Here is a 20,387-nt window from a genome sequence, read left to right as displayed (position 1 = left end):
TGATCATTTGTGATTTTCAGACGTTTCATATCATTTCCGCTCCTTTTGTATAGAAATATTTAGGAGCAGTATAGCCAAGAAAAAAGGTGTTCATACAGAAGTCATCATCTTAAAGTGCATGTATATAATATGCAGATAATTAATGTATCAATGAAGGGAAAGAAAGCCCATGTTACAACGGAGAGAAAAAAAGAACCCGCAATTGAGAGTTTGATGCCATATCGGTCCGCAAATGTTCCGGATGGTACTTCAAAAATTAACTTTGCTATTTCGAAAATTGTACCTAACAATCCAATTTGTAGTAAATCATAACCTTGATCCACCAAGTAAAGAATCCATATAGGAGAAAATAATCCCATTGCAAGTCCTCTTAGAACTGCAAAAAATTGAATAGTACGCATACTTATACTTATACTCCTTCATTAATTATTTAAAATCTTGTAGAACAATAAGTTCAAAATCAATGGCTTCCTTAAGATGTTTAGCGATATTATATACATGCACTTTAAAGCAATGACTTCTGTATGAACCCCTTTTTCTATGGTTATACTGCTCCTAAATACCCACGTATAAAAGGAGCGGAAATGATATGAAACGTCTGAAAATCACAAATGATCACGGTTGGACACCTCGAACACTTCGGAAACAAGAACGGAAAATCAAAGATGCCTCTCTTCGTGCTCGAGTGACTGCCGTTCGCCTCGTCATGGAAGGGTTTCTTGGCAAAGATGTCGCACAAATGGTCAATCTATGCCGCCAATCGGTTGCCCTCTACGTCGAACGGTTTAATGAAGGTGGGCTCGATCATTTACTCGATCGTCGCTTACCACCTGGTCGTGTGCCATTTCTTACGGAAGAACAACAACAGGAGATCAGACAACTGGTATTAACCACCACCCCTGTGGATGTCGGCTGGGGCATTTCTTCGTCATGGAACACACGTATATTACAATCTTACATCCAACAAACCTATGGAGTTTCGATGTCACGGGAAGGCATTCGGAAGTTGTTACATCGTCTTCGTTTGTCATGGACACGTCCGACTGATAAGCTTGTCAAAGGCGATCCAGTGCTTCAAGCAGCCTTTGAAAAAAAAATCGAGTTTATAAAAAAAACGAATCACGGAAGAAATCGTTCTTCTTCATGTCGATGAGACGCATGTTCGCCCATATCAAGCGCTTCGTACGACATGGGCAGAAGTAGGGGATCAAAAACAAGTGCCAAGCTACGGTCACCACGCCCACGTGTCCATTTTTGGTGCCGTCGACGCGCAACAAGGCGATGTCGTGTTTCATCGTGCATCATCCGCCAATGCCGAAACGTTCCTCGACTTCTTGCGCCTGTTGAAAGAGAAATATTCCGATCGATTCATCGTGCTTGTGTTGAACAATGCGCGTATTCATCATGCCAACATGGTGCAAGCTTTCCTTCAAAGCGAAGAAGGCGGTGCGTTTCATTTTATTTTTCTCCCGCCGTATTCGCCTCATTTGAATCCGATTGAACGGTTGTGGAAGTGGCTGAAAGACGAAGTCATCGCCAACGTCCTACATAAAGATCAAAAGGACATCGCCCAGTCGATTACTCGGTTTGAACAACATGTCTTACAGCACCCAGATGAGGTGTTACGCCGCATCGGGTGTGCTGCGTAAACCAGAGGTTAAAATGTCAATTTGGATGTATATAGTTACGTGAAAATTCGTTTTTTCTGCCAAAATATCAAATGAATATTTCAAATTTTCTAACCTACAAGATTCATGATAGTATATAGATTGTCAAGCTGTCAATATAAGGAGAGCGGACATTTTTCGCCTGCTTCGACAATCAACGACAGTTGCTTCCATTATCTATCGTAAAATAACAACTCTCAATTTGATTCGACCCAAACACCGAGAGCGGGTCCAAAACGGCGGGGAGGCCATTTTTCGCAACATTATGTCATACAGGCGCAAATCGGCGGCATTGGGTTGGAAAGAAGTTAGTTTTACATTTTTTAACTCACATTTCGCACCCTAACAACGTCAAAACAAAGGATTTTTTATTTAGTTTTTCAGAATAACTTTTTGGCCCAACACAACGAGCGATGGCAATCCTTTTTTTACCATCGCTGGTCGTTCCGTATCACGTTACACGTAGATGCTCTCATCCATGCCCAATCCCTGCAGAATCCTTCGCTGGTCCGGGTTGAGGGAGCGATCGAGTGCGCGTTGGATGCGCCTGTCTGGTAGCTCCAGCAGGATGACGTTCACATATTGAAACAGCTGAAAAATCGCCTGTCCCGTTGGCCGGGTCAGCTTGCGGCCTCCCGCGCCCTTTAACGGGTGTTCGGGTGTGATGAACTGGCGCACCCGGCGCTGAAAAACGCGGTAAATCGCTAGGGCCAACAGAAACAAATAGCCCAATACTGCGACCCGTTCTGGTTTTTTGACGTAAATCTCATCCGTGAAAAACGGATCTTTCAAAAACGCGAAGTTCATTTCCACCGAGATTTGCCCTTTATACAGCTTCAAGATTTCTTGGGCATCCATTTGTTGGCCCTTCCATTCCTTCGGAACGGTCGTGACGAGGACAAACCGGGACGCTTTCCGTCTTGCCTGTTCCTATGCCTGTTGGTCGAATTCGACGTTTAGGCGAAGGGTGTACAGCGTCTCCGTCTCGGGTTCCGCCCCTTTTTTCGGCCGTCCTCGCCGTTTTTTCGGACGCACGATCTCTTTGACCGCGGCCTCCACCCGATGAAACCGAGGGCGAAGGGACGCCTTGAGGGACGTCAAGGCTTGTTCGGCGTCTTCGCGGCAGGAGAAGGGGTGGCGCTCCCAACGGACTTGTTCCTCGCGAAGAAGCCCCGCTTCTTTGACCCGCTCTTTTTCGAGCGTCTTTCCTTTGCGCTGGTCGAGCGCGCTCGATTCGACGACGATCAGCCGAACCGGGTGGCCTTCATAGGTCGCGGCCGTTTCCCATACCCGGTACGTGGCGCCGTTTCTCTCCGCTAGGGTAAAGGGTTCGCTCCACGGGATGCGAGGCGAATCGGCCTCCGCGAGCGCCTGTTTCACGATTCGAAGCGACGAAGGGCCTCTGGTGATCAAAAAGGCACGGGCGGCTTTTGTCTGCGCCAAGGTGTCTTTCGTCATCGCGGCGGAATCGGCCACGTAAATCCATTCGTCGTCGATCTTGGCTTGTTTGAACTGTTCGTGGATCCGCGACAGCACCTCAGGATTCCACGCCTTATCCGATAGATTGCCGTCATGCACATCGCCGTAAAACGGGATGCCATCCTCGTTGCCGATCAGGCCGAAACCGATTGGTTTTTGCCAGCGATGGTGGCGGTTATAGCCATAGGTGATGTGCAGCACATCCGACGAATCGGATTCATACGCGCCGTAAACGGTCTTGTCCGTCGCATCCGCGTGGAAGGCGCGAAGAGAGAGACCTTCTTTCTTGTCAATCTGCACGAGGCAAGACGACAGGACTTGATGGAGATTGGCCTCATACAGCCGGTCCAAATAACGGGCGATGGCATCGTCGTTGAACCAAGACGGATTCAGCCCCGGTCGAATCCGCTTCGGCCAATCAATGTCATGCGCCCACCGTTCCAAATGAACTAGGGCTTGCCGGCCGCTCAAAATATCCAGAAGGATCAGGCTGACGATATCGCTGGTTCGGGTTTGGCATTGCGGATCCACCGGAACCAGCCGGTCAATCAGCTGGGGGAGGCCAAGATCCTTGAAGATGGCGCTTATGATATTCAAATAGGAACGTTCATCAATCGCACGAATTCGAACGTCCATGATGGGAAAACTCCTTTGCGTTCCTTGTGTTTCAAGGTTTTATTCGACATGGAGATCAAAAATCCTCCCGATTTTGGTCGAGAGGGTGCGAAATGTGAGTATTCAGAAGAACAAGGACAGAGAAAAGGGAAATAATGGACAATATAATAAAAGCAAACTCAACAGAAAATTTGTCTACCAAATATGATATTGGAAGAGAGAATAGTCCAGAAAAAGCAATTAATGAACTATATAATCCCATAACTCGACCTAGGTATTCGTCACTAGTGTAATATTGGAGTTGGGAAATGATAATAAGAGAACAAAATTGTGTAAATATTGAACGAACAAATATTATTACTACAGAAACTAAATAGAACTTTATAAATGGAATTAAAGTAGTACATATGAAAGTTATAAAAAAACAAAATATTAAAAATTGTTTGATCTCTTGTCGGAAGTTCCTATCGTACTTTCCAAATATAATGGCGCTAACCAAAAGACCTAAACCTATAGAGGAATTCAATAATCCCAATATTTCTGTACTGCTAGAATTCAGTGTATCTACATATGCAGGAAGCAAAAAATCAATTTTTGAAACTAATGCATTCAAAAATCCGAGAATTATCATAATAAAGATTGCTTTATTACTTATTAATATACTACAGGAATTTTTTAAATCGTCAAAAAATTTACTTTCAATATTGATAGTATTACTTTCCTTAGGAAAGTTCATTTTCCACACACAGAGTATAATAACAATAAAAGTAAATGCGTTAAAGAAAAAGGTAAACTTAAACCCCAAAATACTAGTAATAAAACTCCCAACTATAGGTCCTAAAAATAATGCAATCTGAAAAGTAGCCCCATATAGAGCATTTGCATTACCTATAAATTCCTTTGGCACCAGCTTAGGAACTAAAGATCTCCTAGCCGGTATATCAAGTGCAACGAATATTCCATAAATGAAATTCAGGACTAATAGTAATCCTATACTCATTTTATCTAAAAATATTAACGTAGCTATAATAAGTGTCAATACAGCCATACTTGTTTGGGTAAATAATAGCAATCTCTTTCTGTTAATTCGATCTGCTAAAGTTCCTCCAATAATCATAAAAAGCATATTAGGAAGTAATTGCATAGTAGTTAAAAGTCCTACATCTAATGGGGACTTATTTAAACTATAAATATACCATTGTTCTACAAACATTTGTGACCAGGTTCCAATATTTGAAATAAACAATCCTAACCATAATAAAAAGAAATTTTTATACCGTAATGACTTTAAAATAGAAATTTGATAGATTTTTCTTCTCATAATTCTCCCCTAAATTATTAATTATTATTAATTATTGGCATACCAATTCATTCTTTTCCTGATCGAATAGTTTATAGATGATTTTACTTTCTCCATTAGAATTTATTGTGTATATTTTCCCATCCCACGATGAAGCTATAATTGTTTCTTTAAATCTTCTCAAAGAACTTATTCCATTATTAGCTAACTTAATCATAATAGGTTCTTTTTCTTTTTGAAAATCCCAAATCGAAAGGTTGCCCCAATAGTCTCCAGCATATAAAACTCCATTTTCATCAAAGGAAACAGATTTTATGGAATAAGAATGTTTAAAGTGTTGAGCGATTAAACATCCTGACTCTATAGAATATACTCTAACTCCCCTATCTCTTCCGACTGTTGCAACCAGTTTTTCACTATTGTCTATGTCAATATCGTTAATCAAAAGCGCTTGTCCTAGTAGTTCTTTAACTTTTCTTAAAGTTCTGTAATCAAACATATAAGTACTTCCATTAGATGCCCCTGTTATTAAATAATCCTTTGTAAAACACATAGTTTTAATGGCTGCTTGATGGGCTTTTAGCTCTATATCCCATTCTTTGTTATAAATATCTAGACGATATACATAACCAGCATAAGTACCAACCCAAAACTTACCATCATGTTTGTTATACTTTATGATATTTACAGGTCCTTTAACAGGTAGGGAGAATAAATTTGATTGAGTTTCTAAATTAAAAATGTGTACTTGACTTGAATGATCTCCCCATAATGCTAATTTTCCATCATCTGATATACCTACTGCATTATTTAATATTCTATTAGTTTCACCTACATAATGACCATTCATACGGAAAATTCCGTCATCAGAAGCGGAAACAACATTACCATTTTTATCCACATCGATTTTATTTATTGAAGGAGTTGCTAATATTTCATCTCCATTTACTAAAGTTCCATCAATAAAGTCCCATTGACAATAATTAATCCCGAAGCTTCCACCATAAAGGTTCATCACCAAAAGATGTACTTGCACCTGCCATTAAAGTATGTTAGTCGTTTCTAACCGAACCCGTAATGCAAAACGCTGGATATTTCTGTATCCATATCCCCGACGTTTGATCAGCTTGATCTTGTTATTCGTTCCTTCCATTTTCCCATTCGAGTAAGGGGATAAAATGCAAGAAACGATTTCTTCTGTTCGCTTGACGAGCGCTTTTGCAATCGCGCGCACAACCGAACAAGGACAAAACGAATACCGATGAATCCAAGACTCCAAACGTCGTTTCGCCTGTTGCTCGTCTTTGCTTTTGGACACATAACGAAAATGTTGGAGCGATTGGTAGACCGACTTTAAGTAATCGCTTTCATTGCACCATTCTCGTACGATTTGACGTTCTTCCTCCGTCAATTTCTCTGGGCATGTGCTCAATAAACGGCAAACGTAACGAACATTTCCGTGTTTCTTGCCCCCTTTGTCTACATATTTGCGGCAACGATCTAAAGCATCCGTAAACAGCTGAATGACATGGAAATAATCGACCACGTGTGTCGCCTCTGGGCAAACCCCTTGAATGGCTTTTTTCATCGCTGGGGCTAAATCGCTTACGACATACTGAACAGAACGAGACACATGCGCCAACGCACGTCTGATGGCTTCCTCGTTCTTTCCAGCTTCGATGGCATACACTTCTCCCGTCTCGGCATCCATGATCGCCACTCCGTAGTCATGCCCTTTTCGAAAGGCAAATTCATCGACACAAACCGCCTTTGGTTGGATATCATTCGATAGGAAGGAAGGGGCATGGGTATAAAACCAACGTTCCACGGTCGTGTAAGGGAGGTTGAGCATCCGAGCTACTGCCTGAATGGATGTCCCAATGCAAGATTGCGCCACCCATTGCTGAAAAGCGTCTGTTGCCACACTTCGAGGGGAGATTCCTGGATAAGACGTGCTGAACGTCATGCCACACGTACCACAACGTCTGCGCTCGACAGGGAGTTCAATCCAAAAAATCCCGATTCGTTGAGCATAGCCATGCATCCATTGCTTCTTTTTTCCTGTCATTTTGATCGTGCGTTTCAAGCAGACAGGACATAACGGGCATTGTTCAGGTAGAGAAAGTTCGAAAATCCAACGATCTCCTTCTTTTCGCACCTTTTGAATCAAAACATCTGGTAAATCGATGAGTTCTTTGATAAACTGAGAGTACATGCGAATTTTCCTCCAATGGTTTGGTTTGGTCACCTTTACCATACAGGAAAATTCGCATTTTTTGTACCCTCTATTTTCGCTATGCACACCGATCTTAAATCATCAAGTACAACTTGTGGTGAAGAGCCATTTTTTTCACCCTTTTCATTTTTTTGTATTTAATATACCATATAGATGCGTAATTTAGCAATATGTGGTAGTATTATTTTGTTATAAAAAATTAAGAGCATTCCTGTTAGAAAGGTTTTGGGGGACTTGAAAGAAAAAAGCCCTCTTGGTATGATGCAGGGGTACCAACAAACACCTATCATCCAACCAAGGAGGACTCACTATGAATTGTACACAAAATCGCAAAATTGAACAAGTCACGGATCAAACATTAGTAATTGGAATGGATATTGCCAAGCAAAAACATTTCGCGGCGATGGTGGACGCGCGGGGAAGAGAACTCAAGAAGAGGATTCCAGTGCTCCAGTCGAGAGCCGGATTCGAGCAGTTTTATGCGTTGATTCAAGAGGCGATGAGGGAATTTGGCAAAACGGAAGTGATCGTCGGAATCGAACCGACCGAACATTACTGGTTGAACCTTGCTCATTTTCTCGAGGAAAAAGGGATCCCGTTGGTCATGGTCAACCCGATGCACGTCAAACGGTCGAAAGAACTCGACGACAACTTACCGACGAAGCATGACGCCAAAGACGCCCTCGTCATCGCAAGGCTCGTCAAAGACGGACGCTTTAGCTATCCCCGCGTTCTCCACGAGGTGGAGGCGGAATTACGGGCAGGAACCACGTTTCGAGCATCGCTAATCAAGGAACGGAATGCCGTCCTCATTCAAATGATTCGTTGGCTGGATCAGTACTTCCCAGAGTTTGTGCAAGTGTTTCCGTCGTTCGGAAAACTCGCGTTGGCGGTTTTAGAACACACGCCGTTTCCGATGGATATTGCCGATCAGACGGTCGAAGGACTCATGGAGCGATACCGTCAAAGCGAAGGACTGAAATGTGCGCAAAAACCGAAAATTCAACAGCTGATCGAGGTTTCTCGTGATTCGATTGGCATCACGGAAGGACAACAGATGGCTCGTATCCAAATTGCCACGTTGGTCCGCCGATATCGCCAATTGGAACAAGAGATCGCAGCGTTGACGGAAGGGTTAGTTGCCCTTGCACAAACGATGGTGGAGTACGAGTGGCTTCAAACCATCCCGGGGCTAGGCGATGCGACGATGATAGAACTATTGTCGGAAATCGGGAGTTTTCAACAGTACCAAGATCCGCGGCAATTGATCAAATGAGCGGGCTTGACGTTGAAAGAAAACTCGTCGGGACAACACAAGGGACAAAAACGAATCTCGAAGCGAGGGCGAAGACGGCTACGCACCCTTCTCTTTCGGGTGATGATCCCACTCATTCGCCATAACAAGGCGTTTCGTGCCTTACACGAGTACTATACGACACGTCCTGTCAACTGCGTAAGAAACAATCCATCGTCGTGTTATGTGGCAAGCTATTGAAAATTCTATACGCGGTTTGTGTAAAGCAACAAGCATTTGATGAGGAACGAATGATGCAAGATATCTTCTCCTCCACTCAAGCACAGGCAGCCTAGAGCTGCCTCCTTTGACAAGGAAAACTGTCTAAACAACCAGATGACACGGAGAAGCTGGCACGATTTTCACCATTCGACCTCGAGTCCCTAAAAGAGCTTAGTCGGCCTCTGCTTGGTGAAGAGACCGAACGAAGGAATGTTGGCACACGGATGCCCAGAGACATGGGAGGGGTCGTCCTCATCAGCAATGCAGAGATCCAAGGTGCATCGCATACACATCCCCCCACTGGTATATAAAAAACACAAAAATATCCAGTGATCGCGAAGCGCACCACGGATTGTTAGATATCAATAAAAATGCAAAAGTATGTGATGAGTTTTGTCGAAAAATATTTTTTTGGCACCCCTAAGATGCCAAGAAGCCTTGATATATCAACATTTCTAGAGGGAGGTGGATATATGATACAAATAGTCGTGAGTGTACTTGGAATAGTTGGTTTAGTAAGCGCAGGATTCGCTTATTATTACATGGAAAAAACCAAAAAATAACAGCAAAAATCTATCTTAAGGATAGCGAGAAAGATAAATAACGAGTACAATCGAGTAGGAGGAGGTGATTAACCTCCGTCCTCTCACACCACCGTACGTACGGTTCCGTATACGGCGGTTCAATCAAGATAAGTGACGCAAGAATTTTTTTTTTTTGATTCAAGAGCATCGTTCTTCTTCCTTGCGTAAATAGCTGATCTTTTTATGCCAGTCGTCACTCCACCCTCCAAGAGATCTCCCACGGAATTCACCGTTTCCTTTCTCTTGGTAGGTTCTATGTTTTCTGTGTTCATCATGACAAACTGAATGCCAAGGGCTATTTTCTCTTGATTGTTCAGTCCTTCCGAATCGTTCTATATACATGCACTTTAAGATGATGACTTCTGTATGAACACCTTTTTCCATGGTTATACTGCTCCTAAATACCCACGTATAAAAGGAGCGGAAATGGCATGAAACGTCTGAAAATCACAAATGATCACAGTTGGACACCTCGAACACTTCGGAAACAAGAACGAAAAATGAAAGATGCCTCCCTTCGCGTTCGCGTGACTGCCGTTCGCCTCGTCATGGAATGGTTTCTCGGCAAAGATGTCGCAAAAATGGTCAATCTATGCCGCCAATCGGTTTCCCTCTACGTCGAACGGTTTAATGAAGGTGGGCTCGATCATTTACTCGATCGTCGCTTGCCACCTGGTCGCGTGCCATTTCTGACGGAAGAACAACAACAGGAGATCAGACAACTGGTATGAACCACCACTCCTATGGATGTCGGGTGGGGCATTTCTTCGTCATGGAACACACGTATATTACAATCTTACATCCAACAAACCTATGGAGTTTCGATGTCACGGGAAGGTATTCGGAAGTTATTGCATCGTCTTCGCTTGTCATGGACACGTCCGACTGATAAGCTTGTCAAAGGCGATCCAGTGCTTCAAGCAGCCTTTGAAAAAAAAATCGAGTTTATAAAAAAAACGAATCACGGAAGAAATCGTTCTTCTTCATGTCGATGAGACGCATGTTCGCCCATATCAAGCGCTTCGTACGACATGGGCAGAAGTAGGGGATCAAAAACAAGTGCCAAGCTACGGTCACCACGCCCACGTGTCCATTTTTGGTGCCGTCGACGTGCAACAAGGCGATGTCGTGTTTCATCGCGCATCATCCGCCAATGCCCTCGACTTCTTGCGCCTGTTGAAAGAGAAATATTCCGATCGATTCATCGTGCTTGTGTTGGACAATGCGCGTATTCATCATGCCAACATGGTGCAAGCTTTCCTTCAAAGCAAAGAAGGCGATACCTTTCATTTTATTTTTCTCCCGCCGTATTCGCCTCATTTGAATCCGATTGAACGGTTATGGAAGTGGCTGAAAGATGAAGTCATCGCTAACATTTTGCATAAAGATCAAAACGATATTGCCCAGTCGATTGCTCGGTTTGAACAACATGTCTTACAGCATCCAGATGGGGTGTTACGCCGCATCGGGTGTGCTGCGTAAACCAGAGGTTAAAATGTCAATTTGGATTTATATATGAACCGGTTCATGAATAAATCTATCAAACACAATTCAAAAATTTTGTCGTAATTTGTCAAAAAGCATTAAATGTCAATTATTTTTCACATTATTCAAAAATTCTTCTTTCTTATATACACATTTTATTGCCTGCTTTCTGTGAAAAATCCTGTATGCAGACGATCCGTGTCAAATGACAATGATTTCGCTCGATTTTCCAATAAAAAACACACGTCCGATTACATACATTGTAATCTATGACGTGTGTTTTTTATCACTCAATCATATATGTCTACGCTTTACTCCACCGTTACGGACTTCGCTAAGTTGCGCGGTTTGTCGACGTCGCAGCCACGGTGTAATGCTGCATAGTAAGCAATTAATTGCAATGGCACGACAGACGCAAGCGGTGTGAGCATCGGATGAACGGCTGGGATGACGAAACGGTCGCCTTCCATGTCTAATCCTTTCATCGAAATGATGCACGGATTGGCACCGCGAGCGACAACTTCTTTGACGTTCCCGCGAATGCTTAAGTTGACATGTTCTTGTGTCGCTAGGGCAATCACTGGTGTGCCATTTTCAATTAAAGCGATCGTGCCGTGCTTCAATTCTCCACCTGCAAAGCCTTCTGCTTGAATGTAAGAAATTTCTTTTAACTTTAATGCGCCTTCTAATACGACATAATAGTCAACGGCGCGACCGATGAAGAAGCAGTTGCGTGTTGTCGCTAAATACTCGCGCGCAATTTGTTCCATTTCGTGTTTTGCGTCGCAAAGTGCTTCCATCGCATTCGCAACAATGCCAAGCTCTTTCGTCACATCAACATCTAGCGCCATTCCTTTCGCTTTAGCAGCTACCGCAGCTAACATGGCAAGCACCGCAATTTGTGCTGTATATGCTTTCGTTGATGCAACAGCAATTTCTGGTCCAGCATGAAGAAGAAGCGTATAGTCTGCTTCGCGCGATAATGTTGAACCCGGCACGTTCGTAATCGTTAACGATTTATGGCCAAGTTCTTTCGTACGTACAAGCACTGCACGGCTGTCCGCTGTTTCTCCGCTTTGCGAAATATAAATAAATAACGGTTTTTCCGATAAAAGCGGCATGTTGTAAGAAAACTCGCTTGCGATATGCACTTCGACAGGGATTTTCGCCCAGTTTTCGATCAATTGTTTGCCGACTAAACCAGCATGATAGCTCGTGCCGCATGCGACGATATATAAACGATCGGCTTCATTTACCGCTTGCACGATTTCTTCGTCAATCGCTAGCTCGCCTTGTTCGTTGCGATATTTTTCAATTAAACGGCGAATGACAAGCGGTTGTTCGTCAATTTCTTTTAACATGTAGTAAGGATACGTTCCTTTTTCAATGTCGCTTGCATCCAATTCCGCTACATATGGCGCACGCTCTACTACTTCGCCATTTAACTTTTTAATCGTCACACTTTCTTTTGTCACAATGACAATTTCTTTATCCATGAGCTCGACATATTCATTTGTCACTTGTAACATCGCTAATGCATCGCTGGCGACAACATTAAATCCTTCGCCTAATCCAGCTAAAAGCGGGCTTTTGTTTTTCGCCGCATAAATGACACCATCGTTTTTGGCATCAATTAACGCGATCGCATACGAGCCTTTCAATAACGAAAGCGTCTTACGAAACGCTTCTTCTACCGATAATCCGTCGTTTACGAACGTTTCAATTAACTGAACAATGACTTCTGTATCTGTATCACTTTGAAACGACACGTGCGCTAAATAATCACGTTTTAACAACTCGTAGTTTTCAATTACCCCATTGTGCACAAGCGTAAAGCGACCTGATGCACTTTGGTGTGGATGGGCGTTGATGCGGTTTGGTACGCCATGTGTCGCCCAACGTGTATGACCGATGCCAAGCGGCGCATCTACATCTTCTGCGATGACGGCACGCAAGTCGGCAATCCGTCCTTTTTCTTTAAATACGTGTACACCTTTTTCATTTAATAACGCAATCCCTGCAGAGTCATATCCTCGATACTCTAACTTTTCTAATCCGTACAATAAAATTTCTTTTGATGGTTGTTCACCAATATAACCAACGATTCCGCACATAAAAAATCCTCCCTAATCATAGGGGCAAGAAGGGGCTCTTGCCCCTTAAATAATTGATGAAATGGCGATGAACGTTCTTTCCTTTGTGCAAAGAGTCGCCTCTTTGTTTTAAGAAAGAACTTGCGGCTGTCATCGCTTCAGCCGGGAGGCATCCGCCGAACACTCGATAAACCTCCTCCTCGTCAACTAAGCTTTTTTCCCGTCCAAGCTTAGTCCAGGCGCTTTTATACAGTTGTTTTCCGCTATCCTCCTTTCATGTAAGATGTCAAACAACAATAGTTTACAACAACAAAGAGGCAAACGTCAATGTGAATCGCTTACCCCTGTATAAACAAAATATGCATAAATGGAATAAACCGTTCCATTTATGCATATCGTTTACCGAAAACATTATTGTGCGCCAAAGCGCTCACGAATGACCGCTGCAATGCGTTCGACGTATTGATCGCAAAGCTCATTTGTTGGCGCTTCTGCCATCACGCGAACGAGCGGTTCCGTCCCTGATGGGCGAACGAGAATGCGACCGTTTCCAGCCATTTCTTCTTCTACCTCACGAATGATGCGTTGTACTTCTTCATTTGCAATGGCTTCATGTTTATCCGTTACTTTCACGTTCACGAGTTTTTGTGGATATTTTTTCATTTCCCCCGCTAGCTCAGAAAGCGGCTTTTTCGTCGCTTTCATAATGTTGACAAGCTGTAACGCTGTCAACAGGCCATCGCCTGTCGTGTTGTAATCAAGGAAAATAATATGCCCCGATTGCTCTCCACCTAAATTGTAACCGTTCTTTTTCATTTCTTCCACGACATAACGGTCGCCAACAGCTGTTTGCACACTTTTTATTCCTTGCGCCTCGAGCGCTTTATAAAAACCGAGGTTGCTCATCACTGTTGAGACGACTGTTTGATGTTTTAAGCGCCCTTGTTCATGTAAATATTTCGCGCAAATGTACATAATTTGGTCCCCATCAACGATGTGGCCATTTTCATCGACGGCAATTAATCGATCGCCATCTCCATCAAACGCTAAGCCAACATCGGCTCCTTTTTCCTTTACAAACGCAGCCAACGCCTCTGGATGTGTCGAACCGACACCTTCGTTAATGTTTAATCCGTTTGGAGATGCGCCCATCGTAGACACATCGGCATCTAAATCAGCAAATAAATGCGTCGCCAACGACGATGTGGCACCGTGCGCGCAATCAAGCGCGACGTGAATGCCTGAGAAATCTTCGTCTACCGTTTGTTTTAAGTATTGTAAATATTTTTGTCCGCCTTCAAAATAGTCGTTTACTTGCCCTAAATCTTTCCCGATCGGACGTGGCAACGTATCTTGTTCACTATCGAGAAGCGCTTCAATTTCTAACTCTTGTTCATCAGAAAGTTTAAAACCGTCTGGTCCAAAAAACTTAATTCCGTTATCTTGGACAGGGTTATGCGAAGCAGAGATCATAACCCCTGCTTGTGCTCCTAACGCTTTTGTCAAATATGCGACACCCGGTGTAGAAATAACACCGAGGCGCATCACTTCTGCTCCGATAGAAAGCAATCCAGCAACAAGCGCTCCTTCAAGCATATGGCCAGAAATGCGCGTATCACGCCCGATTAACACTTTTGGACGGTCTTTATCTTTCGTCAATACGTAGCCGCCAAAACGTCCAATCTTAAAAGCTAGCTCTGGCGTTAATTCGCTATTGGCAATCCCTCGAACACCGTCTGTTCCGAAATACTTACCCATGCTATCGCTCCTTTTGTCATTACTCATTTCTTGTAATACGAATCGTTGCTTCTTTTTGCGGTAGTTTCCAGCGAACGTTTTGAGGTCCATTGACCTCAATAGGCACATCATGTTCACCAATACCTAATTCACTAACGTTTAAGTATACTTCAATATCTTTTAGTTGAATAGCGTTCAATACACGTTGAGCCCCTAAAGCCGTTAGCGTAATATTTCGATCAGCAGGATCGATAAATTCAGCCTTGTATGCGTCGTTTAGTCCAATGATTTCAATTGGAACTTGATCAAACGTTCTCTCCTTTTCTTGTTCAATTTCAATTAAAATTGTAACTTTTGCTGGATCTACAGCTTTTACTCCTTTTGGTACAGGTACATCGACTTGTAAGGTTGTATTGCCTGTAATATCGCTTAAATCGACTTCAATGCCGCTAATAAATTCGATGTCGTCAATTTTTGCTTTTTGTCCAAAAATTGTGACTTCGCTCGGAATCACTTCCATTTTACTAATGCTTAATCCTTCTCGTAGCGTTCCTTTTCGATCAATTTTTAATGGAACTGTTTTGCTTGGACTTTTAATTGGCACAGTAATATCAACAATAGACGGTTCCACATCAAGAGGCAACACATTTCCTTCTTTATCATACACCGTCACTTTTGATTCTCGCTCAATCGTTTCTTCGACTCCTTTTAAGTCAACACGTGCCTTTACTAACGCAACTTTTTCAATTAACGTTTTTGCCCCTGTCACTTTCACAACATTTGGCTTCACAATTGGCTGCTCCGGTGAATACCCGTCTGCAATTTGTGATTTATTAATGAAATCAACTTCGACCGGGAAATCTTTTGACACACGCTCGTCAATCGTCACAGTAATTGTCGCTGGATCAATCGTAACGCGTAACTTTTCAGAAATATTTCGGTATTTCAAAGGAACTGTATGCTTACCAATCGGCAGTTTAGATAAATCAACATATACTTCAAAATCTCGTTGCAGCTTCGTTGGCGTAACGATGCTTTTCGGCCCCTCAAGCATGACATTCACCGATTGTGGGATACCAGAAACAACAAGGTTTTCTTGATCGTAATATGCGACGACGGGAACGTCCGTCACTGTTTCGACATCGGTTTGACCGACCGTATTTCGTGACGTGCTATTTGATTGTGTTTCAATATTTACCGAAACGTAAATCATAAGCGCCAGCAATAAAGAAAAAATGCGTATAAACCATGGGCTATTCATCCATTTATCCACTTTTTTTCGCCCTCCACTGCCAACGAGATGAGGAAGTTGTCTTCGGTTGAACGAGCTCTTTCGTCAGCAATTCTCGCAATACATCTAACTTTAAGTCGCGGTAAAGCTCCCCATTTTTCGTAACAGAAACCGCTCCCGTTTCCTCGGACACAACGACGGTAATGCTGTCTGTCACTTCACTAATACCTAATGCAGCGCGATGCCTTGTGCCAAGTTCTTTAGAAATAAACGGGCTTTCCGACAACGGTAAATAACAAGATGCCGCAGCAATTTGATTTTTTTGAATAATGACAGCCCCATCGTGAAGCGGGGTATTCGGAATAAAAATGTTAATCAGTAGCTCTGATGAAACATGTGCTTGTAACGGAATGCCAGTTTCAATATAATCGCCCATTCCCGTTTCCCTTTCAATAGAAATAAGAGCTCCAATTCGCCGTTTTGCCATATACTCTGTTGCTTTTACAATCGCTTCGATCATATGCGTTTGTTCTTCCTCTTCAGGCGTTGTGCTTCGCGAAAACAATTTGCCCCTTCCGAGCTGTTCGAGCGCTCGGCGTAGCTCAGGTTGAAAAATGATAATAATGGCTAAAAAACCCCATGTGATCGCTTGATCCATCAACCATTGCAACGTACTTAATCCGATAAAGCTACTTACAATTCGGACAAGAATAATAACAATAATTCCTTTAAGCAGTTGCACGGCCTTTGTACCACGCACAACCATAATAAGTTTATAAATAACGAACCAGACAACAAGAATGTCTACAAACTTAATGAGGTAATTTACAAATGTCGGGAGCTCTCCAAATGGCATTCTTACACTTCCTTCACTCATTCTAATTGCTCTCACATGTAAAAAAGCCATCAATATGGATGGCTATTTCGTTAATGTTTTGGCGATATTGTAACCGACTCTTTTTACATTATACCAAATCCAATCAAATACTTCATTAACTTCTTCAATTTGTCCGGTAACTTCGCCAGCAGAAGCTAAATATTTATGGCCGTTAATGACCGTCACATTGCCGTGCACTTCTCCTTCAATTTTAATATCGCCGTTTCGGACAACAATATCGCCTTCGACAACTTTCCCTTCTGGTACGATGACCGTATGATTTTGAACAATTAAATGTTCTTGTTTAGAAAACGAAAATTCATTATCCTCTTGCCAAACTGCCCATAAGCTGCTCGTGCTTAGCAAAAAGAACAGCGAGGCGGCAGTCAGAAACGGATGATGAGTAAACCATCGTTTCCAACGCACACGCCGTTTTTCACGAGGTAAATTATACATCACTTTTTTAACAAAATCGTCTGAAGGGGTGAAGTGGGAAACATTTTCGACAAACGCCACCGTTTTTTCCAATGCATAAAAATGCTCTCGACATGCTTCACATTGTTGAATATGGCTGCGCAATCGTTGCTCTTCTTCTTTTTGAATGTCTCCGTCTAAGTAATCATGCATCCATTGAACGATTTTTTCAGAGCATGGCATCTGTCTCACTCCTTTTTCATCATAAATGGCCTAAATGTTTACGCAATGCTTCACGACCACGATGAATACGCGTTTTCACTGTACCAATTGGCAAATTTAAAATGTCACTAATTTCTTGTAGTGATAGCTCGTCAATATATTTTAAGACAATGACCGTGCGGTATTTTTCCGGTAGCTTTAAAATCGCTTCTTGTACCATTTGTTGTAGCTCTAAGCTTTCTAATGCATCTTCCGGAGAAGCTCCTTCATCTGCGAGCTGCGAGTACATCGTTAACCCGTCTGTCCCTGATACTTCTGCATCTAAATAAACATCAGGCTTTTTTTTACGCATGCGGTCAATTGATAAATTCGTCGCAATGCGATATAACCAAGAAGAAAACTTCATTGTCGGATCGTATGTATGAATGTTGACATACGCCCGAATAAACGCTTCTTGTGCAGCATCTTCTGCTTCATGACGATTTCCTAACATGCGATAGCACAGTTGATAAATTTTATCTTTGTACATTTCGACGATATCCGCAAACGCGCTTTGATCTCCTTTTTTAATCGCTTTAATGCGTTGTTTAATAAACATGTCCATTCCATATTTACCTCCGCATGGGGGCTACTATTTTATACGAATAACATAAAGCAAAGTTCCATAAATCGCAACGAATATGTTAATATTTTTAAAAAAAAATGGAGAGGGGCATCATGCCACCTCTCATACAAGCTTCTCACCAAACAACGATCCCATTAAAGCAACAGCGGTTGCAGCTGTTTTATTCCGCTCATCTAAAATCGGATTAACTTCAACAAATTCCGCTGAAGTAATGATTTGAGCTTCAGCTAACATTTCCATCGCTAAATGGCTTTCCCGATATGTCAGTCCACCAATTACCGGTGTGCCAACTCCCGGTGCATCATGTGGATCGAGACCATCTAAATCAAGAGACAAGTGGACACCGTCTGTCCGCTCTTTTAAATAAGCGATTGTCTCTTCCATTACTTTTGTCATGCCTAGACGATCGACTTCATGCATCGTATATATTTTAATTCCTTTTTCTTTAATTAATTGTTTTTCCCCTTCATCAAGTGCACGAGCACCGATAATTACAATGTTTTCTGGCTTCACTTTTGGACTATATCCACCGATCATCGTTAAAGCCGGATGGCCAAGCCCTAAACTTGCAGCGAGCGGCATACCGTGAATATTTCCAGAAGGCGACGTTTCCTCCGTATTCAAATCTCCATGCGCATCATACCAAATGACACCTAAGTTTTTATAATGTTTAGCTACTCCTGCAAGCGTCCCGATCGCAATACTATGATCCCCACCAAGTACAAGCGGAAAACGACCTCTTGTTACAACTTCATCGACCGCAGAAGCAAGTTTTTCATTTGCTTCAGCAACCGCTTTCAAATTTCTTAATTTTGGATTCGTCACATCTTGTCCACGCTCAGCACGACCAATTTGAATATCTCCTAAATCTTCAATATCATGATTTAAGCTTTCTAAACGTTCAACTACGCCAGCATAACGAATGGCGCTTGGCCCCATATCAACACCGCGGCGTGTTTGTCCTAAATCCATTGGCACTCCAATAATCGAAATGTTCATCTTGATCTCCTCCCCTCGTTGCATCTGTTGTTTATTGTACATGAGAAGAAACAGTTGGCTCAACTCGACAACTTTTTGAATATTTATTCTATGGAAAACAGAAAAAAACCTTAGGTATTCCCTAAGGTTTCGACAAGATGGAGCCTATCGGGATCGAACCGATGACCTCCTGCGTGCAAAGCAGGCGCTCTCCCAGCTGAGCTAAGGCCCCATGGAGCGGAAGACGGGACTCGAACCCGCGACCCCCACCTTGGCAAGGTGGTGTTCTACCACTGAACTACTTCCGCAAACAGTGAGCCATGGAGGACTCGAACCTCCGACCCTCTGATTAAAAGTCAGATGCTCTACCTACTGAGCTAATGGCTCATTACATCAATGGCTGGGCTAGCTGGATTCGAACCAGCGCATCACGGAGTCAAAGTCCGTTGCCTTACCGCTTGGCTATAGCCCATCGATTAAAAACAATCATGGTGGAGGGGGACGGATTCGAACCGCCGAACCCAAAGGGAGCGGATTTACAGTCCGCCGCGTTTAGCCACTTCGCTACCCCTCCGCGGATGGTGCCGGCTGCAGGACTTGAACCCGCAACCTACTGATTACAAGTCAGTTGCTCTACCAATTGAGCTAAGCCGGCATATGGTGGAGGATGACGGGATCGAACCGCCGACCCCTTGCTTGTAAGGCAAGTGCTCTCCCAGCTGAGCTAATCCTCCATAAAAGATGACCCGTACGGGATTCGAACCCGTGTTACCGCCGTGAAAGGGCGGTGTCTTAACCACTTGACCAACGGGCCAACATACGACACACAAGCTTCCAACCGGGCTTGAACCGGTGACCTCTTCCTTACCATGGAAGTGCTCTACCAACTGAGCTATGGAAGCACTGGCTCCGCAGGTAGGATTCGAACCTACGACCGCTCGGTTAACAGCCGAGTGCTCTACCACTGAGCTACTGCGGAATAACATGTTCAACGAGACATACTGCTTAACCAAAGACTAACTATAATTTTACTGCCTCTTCCTCTACCAGCATACTCACTGATGATGGATGCGTCGAGGCAACTCGTAGCTTAATCGACGAAGCATTGCTCGTCACTGAGCTACTGCGGAATAATATATCATCTTGCCCGGCAACGTCCTACTCTCGCAGGCGGTGTCCCGCCAACTACCATCGGCGCTGGAGAGCTTAACTTCCGTGTTCGGGATGGGAACGGGTGTGACCTCTCCGCCATCGTCACCGAGCAAACATGCTTTTTCATAGCGCCATGTTAGGCGTGAAGGATTATTCCTTCAAAACTAGATAACAGG

15 protein-coding genes, 10 tRNA genes, 1 rRNA gene and 3 pseudogenes are annotated in these 20,387 nt (G+C 43.2%); 6 read left to right on the top strand and 23 right to left on the bottom strand.

Going from position 1 to position 20,387, the window contains the following annotated elements; translation table 11 throughout:
- Positions 1-125: 125 nt before the first annotated feature.
- Positions 126-401: pseudogene (locus ES017_RS14835) on the bottom strand (MFS transporter); the annotation flags it as partial.
- A gap of 188 nt (positions 402-589) precedes the next feature.
- Here ES017_RS14835 and ES017_RS14830 point away from each other — a divergent pair.
- Positions 590-1,153 carry a helix-turn-helix domain-containing protein gene (locus ES017_RS14830; protein WP_171335245.1) on the top strand — a complete coding sequence of 188 codons (564 nt, stop codon included), beginning with the start codon at positions 590-592 and terminating at the stop codon, positions 1,151-1,153.
- Positions 1,119-1,649 (top strand): IS630 family transposase, encoded by a 531-nt coding sequence (locus tag ES017_RS14825; protein WP_368737199.1) that lies wholly within the window; start codon positions 1,119-1,121, stop codon positions 1,647-1,649. The genes ES017_RS14830 and ES017_RS14825 overlap by 35 nt, the downstream gene beginning before the upstream one ends.
- Before the next feature lie 474 nt (positions 1,650-2,123).
- Here the strand turns inward: ES017_RS14825 and ES017_RS14820 are convergent.
- The 4 genes and pseudogenes from ES017_RS14820 to ES017_RS14805 all read right to left on the bottom strand — a co-directional run bounded on the left by ES017_RS14820 (position 2,124) and on the right by ES017_RS14805 (position 7,276).
- Positions 2,124-3,782, bottom strand: a pseudogene (locus ES017_RS14820) (IS1634 family transposase).
- A 55-nt stretch (positions 3,783-3,837) separates the two neighbouring features.
- Positions 3,838-5,082 carry an MFS transporter gene (locus tag ES017_RS14815; protein ID WP_171335244.1) on the bottom strand — a complete coding sequence of 415 codons (1,245 nt, stop codon included), beginning with the start codon at positions 5,080-5,082 and terminating at the stop codon, positions 3,838-3,840.
- A 31-nt stretch (positions 5,083-5,113) separates the two neighbouring features.
- A complete protein-coding gene (locus tag ES017_RS14810; RefSeq protein ID WP_171335243.1) occupies positions 5,114-6,079 on the bottom strand; it encodes a WD40 repeat domain-containing protein in 966 nt (321 codons plus the stop codon).
- A gap of 24 nt (positions 6,080-6,103) precedes the next feature.
- A complete protein-coding gene (locus ES017_RS14805; protein WP_171335242.1) occupies positions 6,104-7,276 on the bottom strand; it encodes an ISL3 family transposase in 1,173 nt (390 codons plus the stop codon).
- Positions 7,277-7,607: 331 nt separating this feature from the next.
- Here ES017_RS14805 and ES017_RS14800 point away from each other — a divergent pair.
- From ES017_RS14800 to ES017_RS14785, 4 genes and pseudogenes are all read left to right on the top strand, one after another.
- Positions 7,608-8,887, top strand: a pseudogene (locus ES017_RS14800) (IS110 family RNA-guided transposase).
- A 941-nt stretch (positions 8,888-9,828) separates the two neighbouring features.
- On the top strand, positions 9,829-10,128 hold the full coding sequence (locus tag ES017_RS16305; protein ID WP_075039751.1) for a helix-turn-helix domain-containing protein: 300 nt from the start codon (positions 9,829-9,831) through the stop codon (positions 10,126-10,128).
- 12 nt (positions 10,129-10,140) lie between these two features.
- Positions 10,141-10,392 (top strand): helix-turn-helix domain-containing protein, encoded by a 252-nt coding sequence (locus ES017_RS16300; RefSeq protein WP_075039752.1) that lies wholly within the window; start codon positions 10,141-10,143, stop codon positions 10,390-10,392.
- Complete coding sequence (locus ES017_RS14785) at positions 10,358-10,879, top strand: IS630 family transposase (RefSeq protein ID WP_368737198.1); 522 nt, start codon at positions 10,358-10,360, stop codon at positions 10,877-10,879. Before ES017_RS16300 ends, ES017_RS14785 begins: the two co-directional genes overlap by 35 nt.
- Before the next feature lie 314 nt (positions 10,880-11,193).
- Here ES017_RS14785 and glmS read toward each other — a convergent pair whose 3' ends face one another.
- From glmS to rrf, 18 genes are all read right to left on the bottom strand, one after another.
- A complete protein-coding gene (glmS, locus tag ES017_RS14780) occupies positions 11,194-12,996 on the bottom strand; it encodes a glutamine--fructose-6-phosphate transaminase (isomerizing) (protein ID WP_171335241.1) in 1,803 nt (600 codons plus the stop codon).
- Between the two features lie 390 nt (positions 12,997-13,386).
- Positions 13,387-14,733 (bottom strand): phosphoglucosamine mutase, encoded by a 1,347-nt coding sequence (glmM, locus tag ES017_RS14775; RefSeq protein WP_171335240.1) that lies wholly within the window; start codon positions 14,731-14,733, stop codon positions 13,387-13,389.
- 19 nt (positions 14,734-14,752) lie between these two features.
- The gene (locus ES017_RS14770; RefSeq protein WP_171335239.1) at positions 14,753-15,985 is read right to left on the bottom strand and encodes a CdaR family protein; all 1,233 of its coding nucleotides are present in this window, start codon (positions 15,983-15,985) and stop codon (positions 14,753-14,755) included.
- The gene (gene cdaA / locus ES017_RS14765; RefSeq protein ID WP_042536385.1) at positions 15,978-16,799 is read right to left on the bottom strand and encodes a diadenylate cyclase CdaA; all 822 of its coding nucleotides are present in this window, start codon (positions 16,797-16,799) and stop codon (positions 15,978-15,980) included. The genes ES017_RS14770 and cdaA overlap by 8 nt, the downstream gene beginning before the upstream one ends.
- 63 nt (positions 16,800-16,862) lie before the next feature.
- Positions 16,863-17,477, bottom strand: coding sequence for an anti-sigma factor family protein (locus ES017_RS14760; protein WP_042536384.1), 615 nt, complete (start codon positions 17,475-17,477; stop codon positions 16,863-16,865).
- 19 nt (positions 17,478-17,496) lie between these two features.
- Positions 17,497-18,060, bottom strand: coding sequence for an RNA polymerase sigma factor SigW (gene sigW / locus ES017_RS14755; protein WP_009362620.1), 564 nt, complete (start codon positions 18,058-18,060; stop codon positions 17,497-17,499).
- Between the two features lie 123 nt (positions 18,061-18,183).
- A complete protein-coding gene (gene rocF, locus ES017_RS14750; protein WP_021094274.1) occupies positions 18,184-19,080 on the bottom strand; it encodes an arginase in 897 nt (298 codons plus the stop codon).
- A 138-nt stretch (positions 19,081-19,218) separates the two neighbouring features.
- A tRNA-Ala gene (locus ES017_RS14745) sits at positions 19,219-19,291 on the bottom strand.
- A gap of 1 nt (position 19,292) precedes the next feature.
- Positions 19,293-19,367: transfer RNA gene (locus ES017_RS14740), tRNA-Gly, on the bottom strand.
- A 6-nt stretch (positions 19,368-19,373) separates the two neighbouring features.
- A tRNA-Lys gene (locus tag ES017_RS14735) sits at positions 19,374-19,446 on the bottom strand.
- A gap of 10 nt (positions 19,447-19,456) precedes the next feature.
- Positions 19,457-19,531: transfer RNA gene (locus tag ES017_RS14730), tRNA-Gln, on the bottom strand.
- Positions 19,532-19,548: 17 nt separating this feature from the next.
- A tRNA-Tyr gene (locus tag ES017_RS14725) sits at positions 19,549-19,633 on the bottom strand.
- A 5-nt stretch (positions 19,634-19,638) separates the two neighbouring features.
- A tRNA-Thr gene (locus ES017_RS14720) sits at positions 19,639-19,714 on the bottom strand.
- A 3-nt stretch (positions 19,715-19,717) separates the two neighbouring features.
- Positions 19,718-19,793: transfer RNA gene (locus ES017_RS14715), tRNA-Val, on the bottom strand.
- A gap of 8 nt (positions 19,794-19,801) precedes the next feature.
- Positions 19,802-19,873 (bottom strand) — tRNA-Glu (locus ES017_RS14710).
- Positions 19,874-19,888: 15 nt separating this feature from the next.
- Positions 19,889-19,961, bottom strand: a tRNA-Thr gene (locus tag ES017_RS14705).
- Positions 19,962-19,963: 2 nt separating this feature from the next.
- Positions 19,964-20,038: transfer RNA gene (locus tag ES017_RS14700), tRNA-Asn, on the bottom strand.
- A 166-nt stretch (positions 20,039-20,204) separates the two neighbouring features.
- Positions 20,205-20,321 (bottom strand): 5S ribosomal RNA (gene rrf / locus ES017_RS14695).
- Positions 20,322-20,387: the final 66 nt, after the last annotated feature.

This window comes from Anoxybacillus sp. EFIL (assembly GCF_013096955.1).
In the GTDB taxonomy this organism is placed as follows: domain Bacteria; phylum Bacillota; class Bacilli; order Bacillales; family Anoxybacillaceae; genus Anoxybacillus; species Anoxybacillus ayderensis.
The sequence above is the reverse complement of the archived record's forward strand: the minus strand, read 5'-3'. Positions and strand labels throughout refer to the sequence as shown.

Bases quoted from the DNA above. Each gene is read 5' to 3' on its own strand.
- ES017_RS14830 (WP_171335245.1), top strand. From the start codon at position 590: ATGAAACGTCTGAAAATCACAAATGATCACGGTTGGACACCTCGAACA.
- ES017_RS14815 (WP_171335244.1), bottom strand. From the start codon at position 5,082: ATGAGAAGAAAAATCTATCAAATTTCTATTTTAAAGTCATTACGGTAT.
- ES017_RS14805 (WP_171335242.1), bottom strand. From the start codon at position 7,276: ATGTACTCTCAGTTTATCAAAGAACTCATCGATTTACCAGATGTTTTG.
- ES017_RS16305 (WP_075039751.1), top strand. From the start codon at position 9,829: ATGAAACGTCTGAAAATCACAAATGATCACAGTTGGACACCTCGAACA.
- ES017_RS16300 (WP_075039752.1), top strand. From the start codon at position 10,141: ATGGATGTCGGGTGGGGCATTTCTTCGTCATGGAACACACGTATATTA.
- glmS (WP_171335241.1), bottom strand. From the start codon at position 12,996: ATGTGCGGAATCGTTGGTTATATTGGTGAACAACCATCAAAAGAAATT.
- glmM (WP_171335240.1), bottom strand. From the start codon at position 14,733: ATGGGTAAGTATTTCGGAACAGACGGTGTTCGAGGGATTGCCAATAGC.
- cdaA (WP_042536385.1), bottom strand. From the start codon at position 16,799: ATGCCATTTGGAGAGCTCCCGACATTTGTAAATTACCTCATTAAGTTT.
- ES017_RS14760 (WP_042536384.1), bottom strand. From the start codon at position 17,477: ATGCCATGCTCTGAAAAAATCGTTCAATGGATGCATGATTACTTAGAC.
- sigW (WP_009362620.1), bottom strand. From the start codon at position 18,060: ATGGACATGTTTATTAAACAACGCATTAAAGCGATTAAAAAAGGAGAT.
- rocF (WP_021094274.1), bottom strand. From the start codon at position 19,080: ATGAACATTTCGATTATTGGAGTGCCAATGGATTTAGGACAAACACGC.